General features: G+C 31.6%; 14 protein-coding genes. 12 read left to right on the top strand and 2 right to left on the bottom strand.

The features are described from left to right. Positions 1–29 precede the first annotated feature (29 nt). A complete protein-coding gene (gene mgtE, locus ACUBP5_RS00785; RefSeq protein ID WP_482168411.1) occupies positions 30–1,370 on the bottom strand; it encodes a magnesium transporter in 1,341 nt (446 codons plus the stop codon). Positions 1,371–1,622: 252 nt separating this feature from the next. Between mgtE and leuS the strand changes: the two genes are divergently transcribed. Both leuS and ACUBP5_RS00775 read left to right on the top strand, forming a co-directional pair. Beyond that, positions 1,623–4,430, top strand: coding sequence for a leucine--tRNA ligase (gene leuS / locus ACUBP5_RS00780; protein ID WP_482168410.1), 2,808 nt, complete (start codon positions 1,623–1,625; stop codon positions 4,428–4,430). A gap of 362 nt (positions 4,431–4,792) precedes the next feature. Then, a complete protein-coding gene (locus tag ACUBP5_RS00775; RefSeq protein WP_482168409.1) occupies positions 4,793–6,223 on the top strand; it encodes a Glu/Leu/Phe/Val family dehydrogenase in 1,431 nt (476 codons plus the stop codon). A gap of 45 nt (positions 6,224–6,268) precedes the next feature. Here ACUBP5_RS00775 and mfd read toward each other — a convergent pair whose 3' ends face one another. After that, positions 6,269–8,671 (bottom strand): transcription-repair coupling factor, encoded by a 2,403-nt coding sequence (gene mfd / locus ACUBP5_RS00770; protein WP_482168408.1) that lies wholly within the window; start codon positions 8,669–8,671, stop codon positions 6,269–6,271. Positions 8,672–10,027: 1,356 nt separating this feature from the next. Between mfd and ACUBP5_RS00765 the strand changes: the two genes are divergently transcribed. The 10 genes from ACUBP5_RS00765 (at position 10,028) to purH (ending at position 24,860) form a co-directional block, all read left to right on the top strand. Beyond that, positions 10,028–11,377 carry a peptidylprolyl isomerase gene (locus ACUBP5_RS00765; RefSeq protein WP_482168407.1) on the top strand — a complete coding sequence of 450 codons (1,350 nt, stop codon included), beginning with the start codon at positions 10,028–10,030 and terminating at the stop codon, positions 11,375–11,377. Between the two features lie 296 nt (positions 11,378–11,673). Next, complete coding sequence (locus ACUBP5_RS00760) at positions 11,674–12,966, top strand: adenylosuccinate synthase (protein WP_482168406.1); 1,293 nt, start codon at positions 11,674–11,676, stop codon at positions 12,964–12,966. A 26-nt stretch (positions 12,967–12,992) separates the two neighbouring features. Beyond that, positions 12,993–14,426 (top strand): adenylosuccinate lyase, encoded by a 1,434-nt coding sequence (gene purB / locus ACUBP5_RS00755; protein WP_482168405.1) that lies wholly within the window; start codon positions 12,993–12,995, stop codon positions 14,424–14,426. A gap of 90 nt (positions 14,427–14,516) precedes the next feature. Beyond that, positions 14,517–18,203: a phosphoribosylformylglycinamidine synthase gene (locus tag ACUBP5_RS00750; protein WP_482168404.1), complete on the top strand. Its 3,687-nt coding sequence runs from the start codon at positions 14,517–14,519 to the stop codon at positions 18,201–18,203. Between the two features lie 32 nt (positions 18,204–18,235). Continuing rightward, entirely contained in the window at positions 18,236–18,721 is a 486-nt protein-coding gene (purE, locus tag ACUBP5_RS00745; RefSeq protein WP_482168403.1) for a 5-(carboxyamino)imidazole ribonucleotide mutase, read from the top strand. A gap of 7 nt (positions 18,722–18,728) precedes the next feature. Then, positions 18,729–19,436: a phosphoribosylaminoimidazolesuccinocarboxamide synthase gene (gene purC, locus ACUBP5_RS00740; RefSeq protein WP_482168402.1), complete on the top strand. Its 708-nt coding sequence runs from the start codon at positions 18,729–18,731 to the stop codon at positions 19,434–19,436. 21 nt (positions 19,437–19,457) lie between these two features. After that, positions 19,458–20,867 carry an amidophosphoribosyltransferase gene (purF, locus tag ACUBP5_RS00735; protein WP_482168401.1) on the top strand — a complete coding sequence of 470 codons (1,410 nt, stop codon included), beginning with the start codon at positions 19,458–19,460 and terminating at the stop codon, positions 20,865–20,867. 31 nt (positions 20,868–20,898) lie between these two features. Further along, entirely contained in the window at positions 20,899–21,906 is a 1,008-nt protein-coding gene (purM, locus tag ACUBP5_RS00730) for a phosphoribosylformylglycinamidine cyclo-ligase (protein WP_482168400.1), read from the top strand. Between the two features lie 849 nt (positions 21,907–22,755). Beyond that, positions 22,756–23,349, top strand: a complete 594-nt coding sequence (gene purN, locus ACUBP5_RS00725; RefSeq protein WP_482168399.1) for a phosphoribosylglycinamide formyltransferase — start codon at positions 22,756–22,758, stop codon at positions 23,347–23,349. After that, positions 23,346–24,860, top strand: a complete 1,515-nt coding sequence (gene purH, locus ACUBP5_RS00720) for a bifunctional phosphoribosylaminoimidazolecarboxamide formyltransferase/IMP cyclohydrolase (protein WP_482168398.1) — start codon at positions 23,346–23,348, stop codon at positions 24,858–24,860. The genes purN and purH overlap by 4 nt, the downstream gene beginning before the upstream one ends. The last annotated feature ends 43 nt before the right edge of the window (positions 24,861–24,903 follow it).

Here is a 24,903-nt window from a genome sequence, read left to right as displayed (position 1 = left end):
TTTAATTTTGGATCAAAACTGTTTTATACTCATAAGAGTACTCCTTTGAGGAATATATATGCTGAAGAGAAGTAAATAATAATACCTGTCACATCTACCAATGTTGCTATAAAAGGAGCTGAAGAACTTGCTGGGTCTCCTCCTAAACTTTTAATCATTATAGGGAACATTGATCCACTGAAAGTACCTAAAAGCACAACGCCTATCAGTGAGAAAGCCACTGTAGCGGCTACCATAAACCAATGATCCCCGTAATCATATAAACCTATCTCCTGCCATAAAACTATTCTGGTAAAGCCTACTATACCTAGTATACATCCTAGAGCTAGGCCACAGATAAACTCTCTGCGCATAATTCGCCACCAATCTTTCAAATGAATCTGTTCTAAGGCCATAGCTTGTATAATTAAACTTGCTGCCTGAGAACCACTATTCCCTCCACTAGAAACTACTAAAGGAATAAACATTGCTAATACTAGAACTTTTTCTAAAGCATATGAGAAATGGTGCATAGCTGTACTTGTAAAAAGCTCACCTAAAAATAATATAATTAACCAACCGGCTCGTTTTTTTACTAATTTTAAAAATGGGACATCAAGATAAGGCTGATCTAAAGCCTCCATACCTCCCATTTTCTGAACATCTTCACTATAATTTTCATTTACCGTCCAAAGAATATCATCTATAGAAACAATACCTAGTAAAATATTTTGATCATCTACTACAGGTAAAGCAACTCGATTATTCCTGTTAAATACTTTAGTAGCTTCTCCCTCATTATCAGTAACATTTAGACTTACATAGCGACCATCCATTAAATCAATAACCTTGGTTAAGGGATCTACTAGAAGAAATTTTCGTATTCTAATATCATCTATTAATTCTCCTTTTTCATTAACAACATAGATTACCTCAATCATTTCGCTGTTTTTCCCTTTATAACGTATATTATCAAGTACCTCTTGAACTGTCCAGTTATCTCCTATAGCTATATAATCGGGAATCATTAATCGTCCTACGCTATCTTCAGGATAACCTAACGAACAAAGTGTTCGGCGTTTTTCTTCAGGATTGAGATATTTTATCATTTTCTTGATAAGAGTATCGGGTAATTCCTCTAAAAATGCAACTCTATCATTAACACGGAGTTCATTAAGAAGTTGAGCAATTCTTTCATGAGGTAATGTTTTTATAGTATCTCTTTGTAAAGAACTATTTAATAGTTTAAAAACACTAGCAGCCCTGTGTATATCTAAAAGTTTAATAATTGCCGAAGCATATTGAGGAGAGTCCTCAAGCATTTGAGCTATATCGCTGATACTGAAATTATTAAGTTGCTTATCTATGTTCTGTACATCGGATCTCTTCATCACGTTTTCTATAACGTTTTTCAGCAGATTTTTATCATGGATCATAACTACAGATAGTTTTTTTTAGTCTATTAAAACTCTTAAAATTGTCAATCTTAATACTAAGATCGGTATAATTAAATAATTATATCACTTAAAAAGTTGATATAATTATTTAAAATTAAAATTCTCCAAGAGGCTTAGTAAGAACCATAATTTAAAAATGGTAAAATAAGTACATTTGTAATTTGCAACATTATAGCTGTTAAGATTATGGGATACTCATTTAGAAAAATAGAAGAGCATTGGCAAAAATATTGGAAATTATCTCAAACTTTTAAAGCAGAAAACTATTCTAAAAAACCTAAATGTTATATTCTAGATATGTTCCCTTATCCTTCTGGAGCAGGGTTACATATTGGACATCCCTTAGGATATATTGCATCTGATATCTATGCTCGTTATCAACGAGCTCAAGGTTATAATGTATTGCACCCCATGGGTTTTGATTCTTTTGGACTTCCAGCTGAACAATATGCTATACAAACAGGTCAACACCCAGCTATAACAACACAAATTAATATTCAAAGATATAAAAATCAACTTGAAAAACTCGGACTCTCTTTTGATTGGGATAGAGAAATATGCACTAGTGATCCATCTTATTATCACTGGACCCAATGGGTATTTTTACAGCTTTTTAACTCTTGGTACGATCAAGAACTTGACAAAGCACGTCCTATAGATGAATTAATCGCAATCTTTGAAAAGATAGGGAATCTTAAAATAAAAGCAACGCAGAGCACAAACGAAAAATTTAATTCTGATCAATGGAATGTATTTTCTGCAGAGAAGAAGAATGAAATACTTCAAAATTACCGACTAGCCTTCCGGTTAGAAACATATGTTAACTGGTGTCCAGTCTTAGGTACTGTTCTAGCTAATGATGAAATAAGAGAAGGTAAAAGCGAACGTGGTGGATATCCTGTATATCAGAAAAAGATGACACAATGGAATATGCGCATTACTGCTTATGCTGAACGACTTTTAAAAGGATTAGATCAAATTCATTGGCCACAAGCGCTTAAAGAAGCTCAACAAAACTGGATCGGAAAATCTTTTGGCGCGAAAATTTTTTTCCCTATAGTTAATTTACCTTCTTTAACTATAGAGGTTTTCACCACACGTCCAGACACTATTTTTGAAGTTAGCTTTATTGTACTTGCCCCTGAACATCCATTAGTAAGCAAAATAACCGTAAGCAATCAAAAAAAGTCAATAGAAGACTATATTGAAAATAGTAAAAAACGAACTGAACGCGAACGTATTGCTAATATAAAAAATATTTCTGGAGTGTTTACTGGTGCTTACGCAAGGCATCCTTTTACTAAGGAGGTTATAGCTGTTTATATCAGTGATTATGTGATAAACAGCTATGGAACAGGCGCTATTATGGCCGTTCCTGGACATGATAAAATAGATTACCAGTTTGCTAAAAATACACTTAGAATAAATAATATTATAGGTAGAGAGGAAATAGGATTGCCAATTCACAAAATCAAAAAAAGACATTACATACGTCCAAATTTTCTCAATGGATTAGAAATAAAAGAAGCTATTTCAAGCGTTATTAAAAAAATCCAAGAAAAAGGTCTTGGACATAGTATGATTAATTATCGTTTACGAGATGCAGTATTCTCAAGGCAGCGTTATTGGGGAGAACCCATTCCTATCTACTACAAAAAAGGCATCCCCTATGGGATTCCTGAAGAAAATCTTCCTCTACATTTGCCTGAAATAGATGAATATCTACCTACTAAGAGGGGGGATCCCCCCTTAGAAAGGGCCACTTGTTGGGGTTGGAATGATAAAGAGCGTAAGATAGTCTCTAGTGATCTTATAGATGATAAAAATGTTTTTCCTATAGAAACAAGCACTATGCCCGGATGGGCTGGCTCAAGTTGGTATTTTCTTCGTTATATGGATCCTTATAATAAGGATATTTTCGTAGATCCTAAAGCTCAAACTTATTGGCAAAAGGTAGATTTATATGTTGGAGGCTCAGAACATGCGACTGGTCATCTTCTATATTCACGTTTTTGGAATAAATTCCTCAAAGACCGAGGTTGGATTTATACTGAAGAACCTTTTGAAAGACTCCTTAATCAAGGAATGGTTCTGGGTAATTCAGCCTTTATTGCACGTATAGAAGGGAGTGAAAAATTTATATCGTTGAATTTAATTAAAGGACAAAAAATACAATATCTACACGTAGATATTCACTTACTAAAAAATAAAGATGAGCTTGATATAGAGAAATTTAAAAAATGGAGACCTGAATTTTCTAAGGCTATATTTATAAGCGAAAAAGGGAAATTTTTTTGTAAACGTGAGATAGAAAAAATGTCGAAATCAAAATATAACGTTGTTAATCCAGATGAAATATGTATACAGTATGGGGCAGATACTTTACGCATGTATGAAATGTTTCTTGGACCTATAGATCAGGCTAAACCTTGGAATATAAGAGGGATTAATGGTATACATCAATTTTTAAAAAAATTTTGGAAGTTATTCCACCCCCAAAAAGAATTTCATGTCAGGTCTTCCTCTGCTTCATTTGAAGCCTTAAAAGTATTACATCGTACTATTAAAAAAGTTAGAGAAGATGTTCCCAGGTTTTATTTTAATACTGCTGTAAGTGCCTTTATGGTTGCTGTTAACGAATTGAATACATTAAAATGTAATGAGAGAGAAGTTTTAGAACCACTAGTTATACTGATTGCTCCTTTTATACCTCATCTTGCTGAAGAACTTTGGATGCACTTAGGGCATAAAGCTTCAATAAGCTTTATGCCTATTCCTGAATATAATGAACAATATCTTTTTGAAGAGTTTATTAATTATCCCATTATGTTTAATGGGAAATTACGTTTCAAAATGAAATTTTCATATGAGGTTGATGAAGATTTTATTAAAAAAAGTGTATTAGAACATCCAAAAACTCAAGAATATCTAAAAAAAACAACTATAAAAAAAATTATCTATGTATATAAAAAAGTTATTAATATTGTAACATAAATTACAGTACTTAAATATTTGAATATCACATAATTATATTTTAAATAAGCTCTCTATTACTAAATATTAACTATTAAATTTTTAATTAATCTATAATTAGATATATAAAAGCTTTTTTAGAAAAGTCAAAAGTTCAAAAAGACACTAAGTAAAATACAGTTTTTTTTAAACCGTGAATAATCTATAAGAACCAAATCATATTTTTAAAATAAAAAGCATTTATCCCCTATATGTTAGATATATTTAGATAATAAAGAATTATTTAACTTGATATCAGAATATTTTTTTATTTTGAAATAGCATAATTACCAATAGTAAATGTATACCTTAGGCGAAGGGTATTATCAATTCAAAATTGTATTATGTTTTTACATAGAAAAGCCTTAGAGAAAACGGATAGTTTCTTTAAAAGTGTAGAAAAAAGCTTTGATAAAGCTGCAAAATTCCTTAATATAGATAAGGGTATACTTGATGCTATAAAAGCCTGTAATTCCGTATATCGCATGAGATTCCCAATAAAATTGGGGAAGGAGATAAAAGTAATGGAAGCTTATAGGGTGCAACATTCACATCATAAATTACCTTGTAAAGGAGGTATACGTTACAGTACTGCTGTTAATCAAGATGAAGTAATGGCATTAGCAGCACTTATGACCTATAAGTGTGCTATTGTAAACATTCCTTTTGGAGGTGCTAAAGGCGGAGTAAATATAGATCCCCAAGATTTATCTGCAGATGTACTTGAAAAAATAACACGGCGTTACACATCAGAACTAATAAAGAAAAATTTCATAGGTCCTGGAATGGATGTACCAGCTCCTGATTATGGGACAGGAGAGAGAGAAATGAGTTGGATTGCAGATACTTATATGTCTTTAAGATCAGGTGAGATAGATGCTCTAGCCTGTGTTACAGGAAAGCCTGTTTCACAAGGAGGTGTCAGAGGAAGAACCGAAGCTACCGGATTAGGCGTATTCTATGGTATGCGTGAACTTTGTCAAAGTTTAGAAGATATGAAAAGAATAGGCTTAAAAACAGGATTAGAAGATAAGCGTATTATAATTCAGGGACTTGGGAATGTTGGCTATCACGCAGCTAAATATTTTTATAAAGCCGGTGCCAAAATTATAGTTTTGGCTGAACGAGAAGGCGGAATATTTGATGAAAAGGGGTTAAATCCTGATGAAGTAAAGGAACATATAAAAAAAAATAAATCCATATTTAACTTCCCTGGAGCAAAAGATATACTAGATAGTAGTAAAGCTTTAGAATTTGAGTGTGATATATTAATTCCTTCAGCTCTTGAAGGTGTCATTTATAAGGAAAACGCCGGACGTATTAAGGCAAAAATTATAGGAGAAGCTGCTAATGGCCCTATAACTGCCGATGCTGATGAAATTCTAAATAAAAAAGGAATAGTTATCATCCCTGATATCTATTTAAATGCTGGAGGTGTAACGGTATCTTATTTTGAGTGGCTTAAAAACCTTAGTCATGTTCGACATGGTCGTTTAGAGAAACGATTCAGTGAAAATATTAATACAGAAATTTTGCAAGTTGTTGAGAATCTTAGTGGAAAGAACATTTCAGAACAAGAACGTAAAAAAATTTTGCATGGACCTGATGAGATAGATCTTGTTCAAAGTGGTCTAGAAGATACTATGATCAATGCTTTTCATGAGATACGAGAGATCCAGAAAGAAAAACAGATACATGATATGCGAACGGCAGCTTTTGTCCTTGCCATAAAAAAAATATCTGATAGTTATGAAAAATTAGGTATATTCCCGTAATATACTATATAAGTCCTTAATTAACAGGCATTTAATAAAATTATCTTAAGAAGTTTTAGAGTAATTATCTAATAATCTTTCCAACCATAAAATAGCTTGTGAAACTGTAGTTATTTTTTCAATTCGCAATAGCAAAATAACTTGTTCTTTGTTAGTATGCTTTTTAAGAAAAACTTTCTGGGGATAATTATTTATATAGTTTAATATGGAGTGGAAACAATCACCCTTATAATAAGGTGATTCTGAATCTCTGATAAAATGTAAGAGCATTACCTCTTTTTTTAGAGAAATTTTTTCAAATCCAAGGACCTTGCATAAATATTTTAATTTTGTAACATTCAATAGTTCTTCAACCTCATTTGGAATAGGGCCAAAACGATCTTTTAACTGAGTTTTGAATTCATAGAGATTTATCTGGTTTTCTATCATAGATAATTCTCTATATAACTCTAAGCGTATAGTAGGATTATTTATATAATTATTAGGTAACGAAAGTTCCATATCTGTATCAATCTGAACTCTTGAGACAAATATCTTCTCAGCATCTGAATTTTCTTTTTTTTGATTATAAAGCGATTTAAATTCATTTTGTTTTAATTCTTTTACTGTCTCATCTAGAATTTTTTGATAAGTCTCAAATCCCATTTCTGATATAAAACCGCTTTGCTCTGCTCCTAATAAATTTCCCGCACCTCGTATTTCTAAATCTTTCATAGCAATCTGAAACCCTGATGCGGGATCTGAGAATATTTCTATAGCTTCAAGACGTTTTCTAGCTTCATTATTTAAATTATTCATAGGTGGGGTAATTAAATAACAAAAAGCTTGTATGTTTGATCTGCCTACTCGTCCTCGCATTTGATATAGATTAGCTAAACCAAAATTTTGTGCGTGATAAATAAAAATAGTATTAACATTTGGAATATCTAGTCCACTCTCTACAATAGTTGTAGAAAGCAAGAGGTCTATTTCCCCTTTTATGAAATCAAGTATTAACCTTTCAAATTTTTTGCCATCCATCTGTCCATGTCCGATAGCTATACGTGCTTGTGGTAACCAAGTTTGCAAACAGTTATACAATTCAGGTAATTCATCTATTTTATTATGTATAAAAAATACTTGCCCACCACGAGAAAGCTCAAAATGTATAGCATCTTTTATATATTTAGGTTCAAATCTGATAATATTTGTATTTATAGGATAGCGATTCGGAGGAGGTGTATTAATTATGGAAAGATCGCGAGCTGCTATTAGAGAAAGTTGTAAAGTCCTTGGAATAGGAGTAGCAGTTAATGCCAAAGTATCTATATGATTGCGAAGTATTTTTAAGCGATCTTTAGCTGCTACACCAAATTTATGTTCTTCATCAATAATAATGAGACCTAAATCTTTAAATTCTATATTTTTGTTAATAAGTTGATGCGTACCGATAATTAAATTAATATCTCCTTTTTTTAATTGTTCGAGAATCCGTTTTTTATCAAATAAAGATCTAAATCGATTGAGATAATTTATAGAAACAGGAAAATCTTTAAAACGTTCTGAAAAACTTCTATAATGTTGAAAAGCTAAAATAGTAGTAGGTACAAGTAAAACTACTTGTTTACTATCTATAACTGCTTTAAAAGCAGCACGTATAGCTACTTCGGTCTTCCCAAAACCTACATCTCCACAAATCAATCTATCCATAGGACGATTGCTCTCCATATCAGCTTTTACTTGTTCAATAGCTCGTGATTGATCGGGTGTATCTTCATAAGGAAAAGAAGCTTCAAATCTTCTTTGAAGAGAATTATCAGGTGAAAAAGCAAAACCTGAACTAACTTTTCGTTTGGCATATAATTGTATAAGATCAGATGCTAATTTTTTTACCCTAATTTTAGTTTTATTCTTTAACTGATTCCAAGATGTAGATCCTAATTTATTGAGGACAGGCTTAGTTCCGTCTTTATCACTAAATTTAGTGATTTTATCAAGTGAGTGAATACTTACGTATAATAGGTCATTGTTTAAATAGATGATTTTTATCATTTCTTGACTTTTCCCATGCAGGTTAATTTTCACCAGTCCCTCATATTGACCTATTCCGTGATCGATATGAATTACGTAATCACCTATATTAAGACTTGATAAAGATTTAAACGTAATCGTCTTTTGTGCGCTTTTATTTTTATGTGAATGTATAGTGTAGAAACGTTTGAAAATTTCGTGATCTGTATAGCAAAAGACTTTATAAGTCTTATCGATAACCCCGATATGTAAATTTTCAATTAGTGATAAAAAATTTACTTCTTTTCCAGAATTCGGAAAAATATCTATAAAACATTGTATTTGAAAAGTATTAGCACAACATATATAATTAACATAGCCTCTTTGAACATATGTTTTTAAATCTTCTATTAAATACTTAAAACGCCTATTAAAAATAGGATAAAAAAGGCCTTTCATAAAGAAAGTTTTGAGATACTTAAATAGCCTTACCTGTATATCTTCTACTATTATGAAGGACTTAATATTCTGTATAAATTCATATTTAGGCATAAATAAATCTTCGGGTTAAGTTTGATTTTTATCTTTTTCAGGAATATTAAAAGTGTAATCAATACGTTCTGCTACTAATAGACCATTTTTTAGAAATATTAAGCCTTACTTGGAAGGAAGGCTAAAAAAAAGTTACCTTCTAGTCTTGTAATACATTTAGATTATAAATCAAGTAAAAGTATTATTTGATCAAGTCTTGAGGACAGTTGGCTCTTTAAATTAAAAACTTCTCAAATTCTTTATTCCATCACTAAAAAAAATCTATCCGAAATAGCTTTATACTGTAGTCAAATTTATACCTCTTTTTAATATTATCTCTCCTAGAGAGGTAAATACTAAATATGAGAAAACTCAAAATAAGTTTTTATTGGGAATCATATAACCTATTATACCATTTAGCTAATAACCTAGTTATAACTTATTTATAAGTTAAACTTAATATTAGCAGTAATAATTAAAATTCATAAAAAACAATAATAGAAAATAAATGATAAATAACGATAAAAAAAACAGAGAGTATTATAGATCTTCTCTAATAAAGATTATAAAATATAGATATATAAAAAAAATATAAATAATTATATCAAAAAAAAACTCTTATAATCAGATAAGATATCATAAAATTTTATCGCGATAAAAGAAAATAATAGATACATTAGGTAAATTATAAAAAATTTTCATCTAGTTCATTGATATTAGTATTATATACAGTATAACCAAACGTCTTACTATTCAGATAGTATAAATTTTAAACCCAAGAAAAGTAAACCGAGAATAGAATAGCATGAAATATGTAAAAATATTTACTGAATAAAGTATTATAATATAAAGATTTTACCAATTTTTTATTGGTATATTTTATACTATTAACCCTGAAAGACAATAATTTATTAAAGTGATATATTATATGCTTTTTCTTATGAAGATTTTTTTTGTTTTTTCTAAAAGTCATATAAAATAGAACATTTTTTACATCAAAACGATAATTTTTTATATTATCGAGTACTTTTTTTCTACGTCTAGTGAATTATATATAAGTTATTAAAAACTTGTAATAATTTTTTTTCGTTAAATATGTCCCTTAGGTAGTTTTAACCTTATTTTACCTGAATTTATTTTGAGGAAAATATAAATTTCTAAAAATGTTTTTTTTTGATATAATTATATATATAAAAATCAATCTGTAGAATTTAAAAACATCTATTAATATTCTATAAAAAGACATTTGTATATTTGAAATTATTTTTTTTTTATAAAAACATCATGTATCAATTTTTTCGTACGGTTTTTATCCGTTTTATTCTTTTCCCTTTAATCATTTCTTCTCCCCTATATGCTCAACAAAAGCTTGAAGAAATTGTAGCTGTAGTGGGGGATGAAATTATTCTAGAATCAGAAGTTCAAGAAATACTAAATAATAACAGAACTCATCGAAAAATATCTCCAGGTGATAATTGCAAATTTTTTGAAGAAATGCTTAAAGATCAATTGATTCTTCATTTTGCTAAAAAGGATGCTACTATTCGAATAAATGATGAACAACTACAGCTACAAGTTGAAAAAAATATTAAAAATTTTAAAAAGCAATATGGGAGCGAAAAAGCTTTACTCAAATTTTATGGAAGAACTAATCTAGATGAAATACGTCAAGATATCACTACAATGATGAAAAATCGTGAATATTTTGAACAAAAACGTCAGAAAATTATAGAAGAAAGAATTATAGATCCAAGCCCCAAACAAGTTAGAGATTTCTACGAAAGAAATAAAGAAAATTTTGCTGAAATTCCAAAAGAATTTGAACTATCAGAAATTATTTTTCCTATTCGTATTACAGAAACACACCGTAAAAAAATTATAGACCAACTCAAAAAAATTAAAGAAGATATACTTCAAGGGGAAAGTTTTGCTACTAAGGCTATTGCCTATTCAGAAGATCTAAGTTCTGCTATTGAGGGGGGACTTATAGAGGGGGCAGAACGTGCAAAAATGCTAGAAGAATTTCAAACGAGAATTTCTTCTATGAAGGAAGGAGAAATCTGTGAACCTTTTGAAACTGAATTGGGCTTTCATTTACTGCAACTGGAAAATAATAATGGAGAAGAAGTAGATATTCGTCATATATTGCTAATACCTAAATACACTGAGAAGGAGATAGAGAATACTAAAGCTTTAGCTAATTCGGTTAGCAAACTTTTAAAAAGTGGAAAAATTACCTTTGAAGAAGCTCTTAAGAGATATTGTAATAATAAAACCGTTCAAGGTGGCCCCATCAAAAATATTGAAACGGGAACCAATCATTTCCAAAAATCTCAATTACCAATAGTTACATTGGCGCATATAACAAATTTACAGGAAGGATCGACAAGCGATGTTTATGAAGAGGAACGGGATGGTCGTAAGGTTTATGTAATTATAAAACTTATAAAGGACATTCCTCCCCGTAAAATTTCTTTTTTGCAAGATTATAAACAAATTAAATATATAGTAGTGCATAATCAAGAAGAAGAAATATTAGGAAATTGGATACATAAACACCTTGATAAGGTCTTTATTAAGATCGGTAAAAATTATCAAAATTGTTTATTTAAGAATAATTGGCTAAAAAAATAGATGTAAAAGATATCTATCGAAAGTAGATTTCTTAACTCCATTAAAGTTTATATATAAGAAGTACTGAACTATCTTAATGTTTCTCCCATATTTACATAATATTTAAAGGAAGTTAAAAAAAAATATAACTCTAATATTATTTCTAAATATTTAGAATTGTTCAAAAGTAAATAGTAATATTTTCATAAGATATTGGTGAAGATTTCTAAGTAAAGATTTAATGTTTTTACTTGCCAATAAAAAACTAAATTTGCCTAAATGAATTAAAGAAACCTAATTAAGATTCTAAAAACAATATGTCTTCAAGCGTTATTGTAGGGTTACAGTGGGGAGATGAAGGTAAAGGAAAAATTACCGATCTGTTTGCTGAAAAGTCTGATTATATTATACGTTATCAAGGGGGCAATAATGCTGGACATTCTTTACATATTAATAAAGAATCCTTTGTATTGCACCTAGTTCCTTCAGGTGTGATACATCCAGATAAGAAATGTCTCATAGGAACAGGAGTGGTAGTAGATCCACGGGCTTTACTTGAAGAACTTCAAATGCTTGAGAGTCGTGGATTAGATACCTCAGGAGTATTTTTAGACAATCGCGTACATATCACCTTCCCTTATCATCGTCTTTTAGATAATTACAAGGAGGAATTTAGAGGAGATAGTATCTCCATTGGGACTACTCTAAAAGGAATAGGGCCTACTTATGAGGATCAGATAGCTAGAATAGGAATTAGAATGATTGACTTGCTTGATAAAAAAATCTTTTATGAAAAGCTTAAAACTAATATTAACTATAAAAATCAAATCATAAATTCTATATATGGTAAACCTATTATAGATTTTTTATCTATTTATAAAGAATACCTTGTTTATGCTGATAAATTACGTTCTCGTGTTATCGATAGTATTTATGAAATCCATAAGGCCTTAAAAATCGGGAAAAAGATTCTTTTTGAGGGAGCACAGGCTATATTACTTGATATAGCCTATGGTACATATCCTTATGTAACCGCATCTTCCCCTTCTACTGGGGGAGTATGCACAGGTGTAGGGATACCCCCTGCAGCTTTAAAAAATTTTATAGGAGTGACTAAAGCTTATAGCACTCGGGTTGGTTCAGGCCCTTTCCCTACTGAATTAAAGAATATTACGGCAGATAATCTCCGTGAGAAAGGTCACGAGTATGGCGCTACTACTAAAAGACCAAGACGTTGCGGATGGCTTGATTTAGTAGCCTTACAGTATGCTTGTATGATCAATGGGATTAATCATTTAGTACTTACTAAGTTAGATGTTCTTTCAGGATTTAAAACTCTTTGTATATCCATTGCTTATAAAAAAGAGGATCAAACTCTTATAGATCAATTCCCTGCTTCAAGTGAAATTCTTGAACGAATACAACCTGTATATGTGAACTTGCCTGGATGGCAAGAAGATATCTCACAGATAACTTCTTATAAGGATCTTCCAAATAACTGTAAAAAATATTTAACCTTTATAGAAAAATTTATAGGGATGAAGTTTAGCGTTATATCCTTAGGTCCAGATCGTTCTCAAAATATAATTATGAAACCTATATTTCTTTGATTCAAAAAAAAAACTAAAATTTGCCTGTGAATAAATATAAAAACCCTCTAGTAGAGCGATATGGAAGTTCTGAAATGCTCTATAATTTTTCTCCTCATAAAAAATTTACTACTTGGCGTAAGCTTTGGCTGGCTTTGGCGGATATACAAAAAGATCTTGGTTTATCTATTTCAAAGGAGCAAATTCAAAATTTAGAAGCACATATTGAAGATATCGATTTTGAAAGAGCGAAAAACTACGAGGAAAAATTTCGTCACGATGTAATGGCTCATATACATACTTTTGCTGATGCAGCTACTCTGGCTAGTCCCATTATTCATCTTGGGGCTACTAGCGCCTTTGTAGGGGATAATACTGATTTGATTCAGATTCGTGATGGCATGAATATTCTTCTCAGAAGAATGATTTCTCTCATACAGTGTCTTAGAAATTTTGCTATGAGGTATAAAGATCTACCCTGTTTGGGGTTTACTCACTATCAACCAGCACAACTTACCACTGTAGGGAAGCGTGCAACTATTTGGTTGCAAAGTGTTCTATTGGATATAGAAGAATGGGAATTCCGTTTTGAAAATTTACGTTTTCGGGGAGTAAAAGGTACAACTGGAACTGCAGCTAGTTTTAAGGAACTTTTTGATGATGATTTTGAAAAAACAAAGAAACTTGATGATCAAATTTCAAAACGTTTTGGTTTTTATAAACGTTTTGCCGTTACCGGTCAAACCTATGATCGTAAACTCGACGCTCAGATACTGAACTTACTTTCTAATATTGCTCAATCAGCACATAAGTTTAGTAATGATTTAAGACTCTTACAAAATCTTAAAGAAATAGAGGAGCCTTTTGAAAAGGAACAAATCGGATCAAGTGCTATGGCCTATAAGCGTAATCCTATGCGTAGCGAACGTATCGCCGCTCTAGCAAAATTTGTAATATCGCTCTCTTTAAGTCCATCTATGGTAGCAGCTACACAATGGCTTGAACGTACACTTGATGATTCAGCTAATAGACGTTTGGTAATAGCTCAGTCTTTTCTTGCTGTGGATGCCATTTTAATTATCTGGAACAATATTATAAATAATATAGTAGTTTATCCTAAGGTGATTGAAAGACATATAAAAGAAGAGCTCCCCTTTATGGCTACAGAACGTATTATTATGGAAGGGGTAAAAAAAGGAGGAAATCGTCAGTTGCTGCACGAACGTATTCGTATTCATTCAATGCAGGCTGCTCAAGTAGTAAAAATTCATGGAAAAGAAAATGATTTGATCGAACGCTTATTAAGCGACAATGAAATTTTCATAGAAAAAACACATATAATAGATTTACTAGATCCAAAAAAATTTATAGGGTTTGCTCCTGAACAAACAGTAGACTTCCTTATAGAGGAGGTAGATCCATTGTTAGAAAAGTATAAGAAGGTTATCAACAATAAAAGGGATGAAGAGATCAGTATATAGAGATATTTTATATAAGTTTATTTAATAAATTATTGATATGATATATACTTATAGAAGAACTAATAACCCCTTTATTTATCCATAAATAGTATGAATCGAAGAATTTTCATCCAAAAAAAACCCTCTTTTGATCATCATTCACAAAAACTTTTTAAAGAAATTAAGGAATTAGTATCTCTTAAAGATCTTCATATCTATACTATTTATGATATTTTTCAATTAGATAAAGAGAATTATCAAATGGCCCTTTACAGTATTTTTGCTGATAAAGTTACTGACATAGTACACGAAAATTTTTATTCTTCTCATCCTTATTTTGCTATTGAATATCTTCCCGGTCAATATGATCAGAGAGCTGACTCTGCTATGCAATGCCTTAAAATTATTGCTCCGAGTACAAATGCTATCGTACGTAGTGGATATCTTATAGAGTTGATAGGATTGACTTTAGAAGATATTTATAAGGTAAAAGGATATTGCATAAATACTGGCGAGACTCGCCAGAAGGATTTAAAATTACTTGAGATTACTCCTAATTTGTGTACTTCAAGCATAATGGTTATAAAGAATTTCTGCTCGTTTTCATATGATGAATTAAAGTATTTTCATAAAGAAGGTGGGTTTGCTATGCACTTTAAAGATTTTGTTTTTATTCAGGAGTATTTCCGTAAGAAAATGCGAGATCCTAGTGAGACTGAATTACTTGTGCTTGATGCGTATTGGTCTGATCATTGTAGGCATACTAGTTTTACTACGAATTTAACTGATATTATTTTTCAAGGTACTTTTAAAGAAACTTTGCAGAGCATTTTTAAGGATTACCAGAATATGCGAGAAGAGCTATATTATGATGAGAAGAGCCCTATAACACTTATAGATCTTGCTACTATTACTTCAAAGGCTCTTAGGGCTAGAGGATATCTGAAAGACTACGTTATATCCGATGAGGTTAACGCTTCTAAGATTGATATAAATATTGAAGTAGATGGCAATATTCAACAATGGCAATTACTTTTTAAAAACGAAACGCATAATCATCCTACCGAGATTGAGCCTTTTGGAGGCGCTTCTACTTGTATTGGAGGGGCTATACGCGATCCACTATCAGGAAGGGCTTTTGTATATCAAGCTATGCGATTGAGCGGTTCTGCTGATCCTAATGAGGCTCTCGAGCAGACTTTGCCAGGGAAACTCCCTCAACGTAAAATAACTACTGAAGCTGCCAAGGGTTATAGCACTTATGGTAATCAAGTAGGATTGGCTACAACCCACGTAGCTGAGATTTATCATCAAGGCTATAAAGCCAAACGTATGGAAGTGGGAATGGTACTTGGTGCGGCACCAAAAACAAATATTAATACTCAACCGCCTTTGCAGGGCGATGTCATACTATTGCTCGGAGGTCTTACTGGACGTGATGGGATAGGAGGCGCTACAGGTTCTTCGAAAGAGCATGATGAACAATCTACTCAAAATCTTAGTTCGGAAGTCCAAAAAGGGGATCCTATTACTGAACGAAAAATTCAGCGTCTTTTTCGAAATCCAAAGGCAACTAAACTTATTAAACGCTGTAATGATATGGGGGCTGGAGGTATAGCTGTAGCTCTTGGAGAGATTAGCGAGGGGATCATGATAGATCTTGATAAAGTTCCTTTAAAATACCAAGATCTCAACGCAACTGAAATTGCTCTTTCTGAATCTCAAGAACGTATGTCTATATTGCTAGATAAAAAGGATGTAGAACCCTTTATTAGTTTAGCCTATAAAGAAAATTTACATGCCGTAGTTATTGCAGAAGTTACTAGTAACAACCATTTAGAGATGTACTATAAAGGATCTTTAGTCGTTAACTTAGAAAGAGCCTTTCTTGAAACTCGTGGAACATCTCGTTATTCTCGAGTAAAAGTAAAAGCTCCCAAAGAAAAAATATCACCTTTTGAAAAAGAAATTCCTTTTGAAAAAAGATCCTTTCTTAAGAGTCTAAGAAATTTAAATGTGGCCTCGCAAAAAGGTCTAGTTGAGCGTTTTGACTCCACTATAGGCGCTAGTACTATTTTTATGCCTTTTGGAGGACGCTATCAGCTCACTCCAGCTGAGGGAAGTGCTAATAAGATACCTGTTTTGAGTGGATATACTAACGCAGTAAGTTTAGCTGCCTGGGGATTCCATCCAGCTCTTTCTTTTTGGAGTCCTCTGCATGGGGGTGCTTATGCAGTCGTAGAGTCTATAGCTAAGATAGTAGCTATGGGAGGAGATTATAACAAAATATACTTCAGCTTTCAAGAATACTTTCGCAAGCTTGATATAAATCCAGAGCATTGGGGAGATCCTTTTGCTGCTCTTTTAGGAGCTTATCAAGCTCAGGTAGCCTTTTCTTTAGCTGCTATAGGAGGTAAAGATAGCATGTCTGGATCTTTTAAAAATTTGCACGTTCCTCCTACTTTAATTTCTTTTGCTGTAGCCATGGCCTCTAATGATTATCTTATTTCACCTGAATTTAAGCGATTAAAAAGCCATATCTATCTATATCGTCACTATCCTCTCCTTGATGGTATGCCTGATTATAACTCACTAAAAAAGGCTTATTCGTATATATATAAAAAAATTAAAGAAGGAAAAATTCTATCGGCAAAGACTGTTAAAGATGGAGGTGTTGCAGTAGCTCTTTCTCAGATGGCTTTTGGTAATGGGTTAGGAGCCAAAATAAAAAAACAAACACGTCTTTTAAATACAGATATAGGTTCTATAGTTCTTGAGAGTTCTGAAGAACTTTCTAACGATTTTATTTCTCTTGGAGAAGTAATAGATATACCTGAGTTACGTTTTGAAGAATTTACTATTAAGCTTAAGGCTGCTCTTAATGCATGGCAAAAAACTTTAGAGCCTGTATTCCCGAGCCGAATTCCAACTTCTAAAAAAAAAAATATACTACATAAAAATGTATCTAGGAGTTATCACCATAAGCTAAAAAGCCCTAAAAAGGGGAATCCAAGAGTGTTTATCCCTATTTTTCCTGGAACAAATTGCGAATATGAATCTGCTAAAGCTTTCGAAATAGAAGGAGCTATAATAAAGCAAATGGTTTTTTGTAATCTCAATTCGCATCAAGTTGCTGACTCTATTTTAGATTTTGTTAAAAACATCGAAAAATCCCAAATATTGATGCTTCCTGGCGGGTTTAGCGCAGGAGATGAACCTGATGGTGCTGGTAAATTTATTGTGGCAGTACTACATAATCATTATGTACAAGAAGCAATTCATAATCTCTTACAAAGAGATGGCCTTATTCTAGGAATTTGTAATGGTTTTCAAGCACTTATCAAATCTGGTCTTTTACCTTATGGTAAAATTTGTTCACTTAAAAGTAATTCTCCAACGCTTACATTAAACGAAATAGGATACCATGTTTCTAGATTTGTAGATGTAAAAGTTGTATCAAAAAACTCACCTTGGTTAGAAGGCATGTACCATCAAATATTTCGTATTCCCGTTTCGCATGGAGAAGGAAGATTTTATGCAACCAATCCGGTACTAAATTCCTTATTTGAGAAAGGTCAGATAGCTACTCAATATGTTAATTTAAATGGCAAGCCTACACTAGATAGCCCATATAATCCTAATGGATCATTAGGTGCTATAGAAGGAATTACTAGTTTAGATGGTCGTATTTACGGACGTATGGGACATCCTGAGCGTTGTGCAAAGGACTTATTCAAAAATATTCCAGGAGTTAAAGGACACTCTATTTTTCATAACGGGGTCCAATATTTTTTATAATATATGTATATCTATATTTTTAGAATAAAAAAATGGGAAATAATATAAAAATAGCTATACTTTTCGGTAGTCTCTCAGATAAGACTATTATGCAAAAAGCAGCTAATCTCTTAAAAGAACTTGACATAGAATATGTCTCATATGCAATATCAGCTCATCGCCTTCCTGATATGTTATCCAAAAAATTGGAAGAATTAGAGAAATACGGAATAGAAATTATTATCGCTGGAGCGGGATTAGCAGCACATCTTCCTGGAGCAATTGCTTCAAAAACACTTATTCCGGTAATTGGGATTCCTATAAATGGAATTTTAGGCGGATTAGATGCACTTTTATCGATAGTTCAAATGCCTAAGGATATTCCTGTGGCTACAGTAGGCATTAATAACTCACATAATGCAGCACTTTTAGCACTTCAGATTCTTTCGATAAAATATCCCCAATATAAAAAAAGCTTAAAAAATTATCATCAAAGACTTAGAGAAAAACTAATCCCTCAAATAGAACAACAATTATAAAAAACCTATGGATAAAAAAAAAAAATTATATCAAGGCAAGGCTAAAGAGATTTATATGACTTCTGATCCTGACGAATTAATCATCTGTTATAAAGATGACGTTACGGCATTTAACGCTCAAAAAAAAGGGTATATAGAAGATAAGGGCAAATTGAATAATGAGATTTCTAGTTTGATCTTTAAATATCTTGAAAATAAAGGTATCTCTACTCATTTCATTAAAAAACTTAATGAGCGTGAACAGTTATGTAAAAACCTTAAAATCATCCCTTTAGAGGTTATCGTGCGAAATTTGGTTGCTGGGAGCATGTCAAAACGTTTAGGAATTGAAGAGGGATTTAACCCTTTTAATACTATTTTTGAGTTGAGCTATAAAAACGATGCTCTAGGAGATCCTTTAATAAATGATCACCATGCCGTTGCTATAGGTGTAGTTAGCTATGAAGAACTTAAAGTACTTTATAAAAATTCCTCTAAAATCAATGACTTACTTAAAATCCATTTTCTTAAGAAGGATATCATATTAGTTGACTTTAAAATAGAATTTGGTAAAGATAAAAATGGTAAAATTTTATTAGCTGACGAGATTAGTCCTGATACTTGTAGACTTTGGGATAAGTCAACTATGAAAAAACTCGATAAAGATTGTTTTCGAAGAGATCTAGGAGACGTTAGTCAAGCTTATACAGAAATTTTACAGCGTTTGAATTTGTGAAACAATTTATACTTCTTATTGATGTATCCAAAGATCTTTGAAGATCCCTTTTTTATTAGAGATAAATTTCATGAAGAATGTGGAATATTCGGCTTGTTTTCTAATGATAATATAGATACCTTATCAATCATCCAGTTTGGTATGTTTGCCTTACAACACCGAGGACAAGAGGCTTGCGGACTATCTGTTTTACGTGAAGGGGTGATTTATTCTTATAAAGGAGAAGGATTGGTTTTAGAAGTTTTTCGAATGATAGAAAATCCTGAAAATTTTTATGGAAATGCTTCTATAGGTCACACTCGTTATTCTACTTCAGGCGGACATAGTAAAAAAAATATTCAGCCTCTTTTCATTAAAGATGCCAATGAAAAGGTAAATCTATCTATAGTACATAACGGAAATCTTATTAACGCTAATCAAATCCGTGAGGAATTAGTTAAAGAAGGTATACATTTTATTTCTGATAAATCTGATTCCGAAGTGATTTTACAACTTATTAAGAAATATATTACTTTGGGATTAGAAGAGGCTATACGAAGAACTGTTAAGCGTATTTACGGGGCTTATTCAGTGCTAGTTCTTTCAGATACAGAGCTTGCTGCTTTTAAAGATCCTAACGGAATTCGTCCACTATGTTATGGAATTTTAAATAAGGGAGTACATGTGTTTAGTTCCGAAACCTGTGGTTTGGATTCTATAGGTGCTACTTATATACGTGATTTTCTTCCTGGGGAATTAGCTATAGCAAATGCCTCAGGCATTCATTTTTCTAAAATTTCTGAAAAAACTAAAAAACGCACCTGTGCTTTTGAATATATTTATTTTTCTCGTCCGGACTCTGTAATAGAGGGTATCAACGTATATGAAATACGTGAGAGAAGTGGTGAGAAACTATATGAACAGCACCCTGTAGAGGCTGATATAGTCATTGGAGTCCCAGATTCGGGAGTCCCAGCAGCTATAGGTTATTCAAAGGCTTCTGGCATCCCATTTAAACCTGTTCTAATAAAGAATAAATATATAGGTCGATCTTTTATAGCCCCTACTCAACAGTTTCGTGAATTAGTAGTTCATCTAAAGCTGAATCCTATAATGAATCAAGTAAAAAATAAACGTGTAGTAATAATAGATGATTCTATAGTTCGCGGAACTACTAGTTATCGATTAGTGAATCTTTTCCGAAAAGCCGGTGCTCTTGAAATACATCTAAGAAGCGCCTCACCTCCTATTATTGCTCCTTGTTTCCTAGGAGTAGATACACCTGATAAAAAGCATCTAATTTCTGCGAAATTAACTAATGAAGAAATCATCAAGATACTTAGTGTAGATAGTTTAGCTTTTCTAAGCATAGAAAATCTTAAAAAGATTCTACAAGGTATTGATTATTGTTTTGGATGTTTTACAGAGAACTATCCTGTTCAAAAAGAATAGAATTTTCTATTATTAAAAATAATATTGTTTTATGACCACTTACAAACAATCAGGCGTAGATAAGGAAGAAGGTTATCTCACTATAGCAAAAATAAAGAAATCAGTAGAAAGAACGTACAATACAAATGTACTCAATACTTTAGGAGGGTTTGGTGCTTTTTATCAGCTTTCAGGTTATAAAAATCCTGTATTAATATCAGGTGCTGATGGCGTAGGCACTAAGTTACGTCTTGCCCTGAAATACCATAAATATCCCTGTATAGGGATTGATTGTTTTGCTATGTGTGCTAATGATATTTTATGTCATGGTGCTAAACCCTTATTTTTTCTAGATTATATTGCTTGTGGTAAACTTAACGCAGATATCGCCTCACAAATAATATCTGGGATGGTAAGCGCTTGTCAAGTTACCGGAACAGCCCTTATAGGGGGGGAAACAGCAGAGATGCCAGAAATATACCGGCGAGGTGATTATGATGTAGCCGGGTTTTGTGTAGGTGTTCTCGAACGAGAAAAGATTCTTGATAAGAATAAGGTACAACAAGGTGATTTACTTATAGGCCTCCCTTCATCAGGCATACATAGTAATGGTTTTTCACTCATTCATAAAGTTTTTTCAGATAGAGAACTTACGCAAGATTTTCATGGAAATTCTCTTTATAAAACGCTACTTGAACCCACTAGACTTTATCATGTTATTATTCATAAACTTTTAGACCGTTTTACTATTCACGCTCTAGCTCATATAACTGGTGGTGGTCTTATTGAAAATATTCCTAGAATTGTACCAGACGGTTTATGTGCTTTTATTGATCTAACAAAAATTGCAGTACAACCTATTTTTAGACATATTAAATCTAAAGGTAAAGTATCTGAGGAGGAAATGTGGAGCACATTTAATATGGGGATAGGTATGGTAATAGTTATTCCATATAAAGATCAAAAAAAGATTTCTCAATATATGGAATCGATTGGTGAGAATTTTTTTATGATAGGGTCTATTGAAAAAGGGTCTAAAAAGCTAAATTTTAAAAAGTAATCTCTTTAAAATTTTTATTATTAAAAAGAATTTTATCTTTCTTTGTATGGATATTACTTATTTTAAGTATTTTAACTTAAATTTTAAATCAAAATGATAAAATAGTTATTTAGAAAAGTGAGATGAAGAGTTTTTTTTTCTATTCCATCTTATTTTCTATTTTTTAGAAGTATCCATTTAAATATGCCATTTATTAATAATAATCGAGATATCCTTTTACTATAAATTTCATCTCAAATATATACTATAGGAATTTTAAAGTCCTTATATAATATATAAAGTTTCTATCCTATATATAATTATTTATAAATATGTTCCACACATTTATTTATTCTTAATAATAAATTGCTAAATTGAGGTTATCTAATAAAAAATATAATTATCTAAATCGATGAAAACCTAAAACTATTTTATCGTAGGGAGATCTTCTCTAAAAAAACGTTAACTTTAATATTAACTCCTGGTTCAGGAGTAGTCTTTAAAGTATTAATTAAAGGATTAAAGTACATTATCATACTAAAAGTAAAAATATAAAATACATATTCTCATAACAGATTAGAAATAAAACTTAAAACATTTTTTAGGAGTTGCCATAATTTATATGGCAGGGGTAAGGTACAGAGGCAGGAGTATAAATATCTTATTTTTAGGACACTAAAGTTTTTCAGTGAAAAAAAATAAACCACAGATTTTAGTTTCTATAAAATATATAAAAAAGTAAAAGTATTGTTTAATATATCTTATGTTAACTATGCTAAATATAAATAAATATGATATTTTTTACGGAAAAAACATATCATAAGCTATAGATTATTTTAAATTCTTATTTAAAGAAATATTCATTCAAAAATGATTAGAATAGCTGTTTTAGTTTCAGGGAAAGGAAGCAATCTTGCAAATCTTTTCCAGGCAATGAAACAGGGTCGTCTTTCTTGGTTAAGAATTACTCAGGTAATCTCTGATAGGGCCTGTAAGGCATTAACAATTTCTGCAAAAGAACGAACACCTGTTTTTTGCATTGATCGAGGTCCTGAACTTTCCAAAAATATTGATAATATCCTTTACAAGGATAATGATTGGATTGTTATGTCTGGATTTCTTTCAATACTCGATATAGATTTTTGTCAAAAATGGGCTGGGAAAATAATAAATTTACATCCATCTCTTTTACCTAAATACGGTGGTAAAGGGATGTATAGCATGAACGTACATAAGGCAGTTATAGAGAATAAAGACTCTCAATCAGGAGCTACAGTTCATTATGTGATTCCTAAAGTTGACGCTGGAGAGATTATTCTTCAAAAAGCTTGCGATATAGCCCCAAAAGAAACGCCTGAATCTCTGGCAAGAAAAATTCATTTGCTTGAATATGAAATTCTTATAGAAGCCCTTGAGCGAATTTCATTTAATCAAAATAATCTTGCAAAAAAAATAAACAGATGAAAAAAAGAGTTCTTATAAGTGTTTTTGATAAAACTGGGATATTCCCTATTGCTAGATTCTTAGAGAATAATGGTTATGAAATTATTTCTACAGGGGGCTCTTTCAGATATCTCCAAAAAAGAGGATTACGGCCTTTAGAAATCTCTGAACTTACTAAATTCCCCGAGATATTAGATGGTCGCGTTAAAAGTTTACATCCTGTTATTCAGGCAGCTATTTTAGCTAAACGTGAAAATAAAGATCATATGCATACAATCTATGATCACAATATATTTCCTATAGATATGGTAATTGTTAATATTTATCCTTTTTTTGATAAAATTAAGGAAAATCTTACTTTTGAGGAAAAGCTTGAATTTATAGATATCGGTGGTCCTGCAATCTTGCGTGCAGCAGCAAAAAATTTTTCTAATGTAGTAGTTATTACTGATTTAGAGGATTATCAAATTATTCAGAATGAGATTATACAAAATGAAGAAGTCTCTTCAAAATTGCGGAGGGAATTAGCTGGAAAAGCTTTTAATCTTACTGCTGCTTACGATGCAGCAGTTTCCCAATATCTCTTAAAAGATGATTTTCCTTTATTTATTAATGCCTCTTATAAAAAGAAGTTTGATTTACGTTATGGAGAAAATCCTCATCAGAGGGCTGCTTATTATTTAAATACTATTAGATCAGGTGCTTTTTGTGATTTCGAACAAATACAAGGTAAGGAACTGTCTTTTAATAATATTCGTGATATGGATGCTGCATGGAAGCTGATATCGGAGTTTACTGATCCAGCTGTTTGCATCATTAAACACGGTATCCCATGTGGAGTAGCTTTGGATAAAGAGTATCTTTCAATAGCCTATCAAAAAGCTTATTTATGCGATACAATATCTATTTTTGGTGGAGTTGTAGCAGTAAATCGTTCTTTAGATAAATCTACTGTTGAATTAATGAAAGATACTTTTTTAGAAATTGTATTAGCGCCACACTTTAGCGATGAGGCATTAAAAATACTTGAAATAAAAAAAAAAATACGTCTTATACGCGTAAAAAACCCTATATCCGATAAAATAGAATACATTAAAACAGATGGTGGAATTTTATTGCAAGAGTGTGATGATCAATTTTCTACTCACTATACGGTAGTGACTAAGGCTCAGCCTACTTCTGAGCAGTTAAAGGCTTTGTTCTTTGCACAAAGAGTAGTTAAACATGTTAGATCTAATGCTATAGTAGTAGCTAAAAATACACAAACTTTAGGAATTGCTGGGGGACAAACTAATCGTATCTGGGCAAGTTCTCAAGCAATAGAACGCGCTCTAAAAAAATCTTCTAAAGATCTTGTACTTGCTTCAGACGCTTTTTTCCCTTTTAAAGATGTAGTGGATCAAGCTGCCTCTAAAGGTATTACTGCTTTCATTCAACCAGGGGGATCTATTAGAGATTCCGATTCTATAGCCGTTTGTGATAAACATGGTCTTCCTATGATCATGAGCGGTATGCGACATTTTAGACATTAAAAAAAATGAAAAATATTTCATAATATATAATGTTCCCTTCTTT

The organism is Candidatus Insignibacter tubulum (genome assembly GCF_056790205.1).
The sequence above is the reverse complement of the archived record's forward strand: the minus strand, read 5'-3'. Positions and strand labels throughout refer to the sequence as shown.

Excerpts from the sequence above, each read along its gene's own strand:
- mgtE (WP_482168411.1), bottom strand. The coding sequence starts at position 1,370 with ATGAAGAGATCCGATGTACAGAACATAGATAAGCAACTTAATAATTTC.
- leuS (WP_482168410.1), top strand. The coding sequence starts at position 1,623 with ATGGGATACTCATTTAGAAAAATAGAAGAGCATTGGCAAAAATATTGG.
- ACUBP5_RS00775 (WP_482168409.1), top strand. The coding sequence starts at position 4,793 with ATGTTTTTACATAGAAAAGCCTTAGAGAAAACGGATAGTTTCTTTAAA.
- mfd (WP_482168408.1), bottom strand. The coding sequence starts at position 8,671 with ATGAAAGGCCTTTTTTATCCTATTTTTAATAGGCGTTTTAAGTATTTA.
- ACUBP5_RS00765 (WP_482168407.1), top strand. The coding sequence starts at position 10,028 with ATGTATCAATTTTTTCGTACGGTTTTTATCCGTTTTATTCTTTTCCCT.
- ACUBP5_RS00760 (WP_482168406.1), top strand. The coding sequence starts at position 11,674 with ATGTCTTCAAGCGTTATTGTAGGGTTACAGTGGGGAGATGAAGGTAAA.
- ACUBP5_RS00750 (WP_482168404.1), top strand. The coding sequence starts at position 14,517 with ATGAATCGAAGAATTTTCATCCAAAAAAAACCCTCTTTTGATCATCAT.
- purE (WP_482168403.1), top strand. The coding sequence starts at position 18,236 with ATGGGAAATAATATAAAAATAGCTATACTTTTCGGTAGTCTCTCAGAT.
- purC (WP_482168402.1), top strand. The coding sequence starts at position 18,729 with ATGGATAAAAAAAAAAAATTATATCAAGGCAAGGCTAAAGAGATTTAT.
- purF (WP_482168401.1), top strand. The coding sequence starts at position 19,458 with ATGTATCCAAAGATCTTTGAAGATCCCTTTTTTATTAGAGATAAATTT.
- purM (WP_482168400.1), top strand. The coding sequence starts at position 20,899 with ATGACCACTTACAAACAATCAGGCGTAGATAAGGAAGAAGGTTATCTC.
- purN (WP_482168399.1), top strand. The coding sequence starts at position 22,756 with ATGATTAGAATAGCTGTTTTAGTTTCAGGGAAAGGAAGCAATCTTGCA.
- purH (WP_482168398.1), top strand. The coding sequence starts at position 23,346 with ATGAAAAAAAGAGTTCTTATAAGTGTTTTTGATAAAACTGGGATATTC.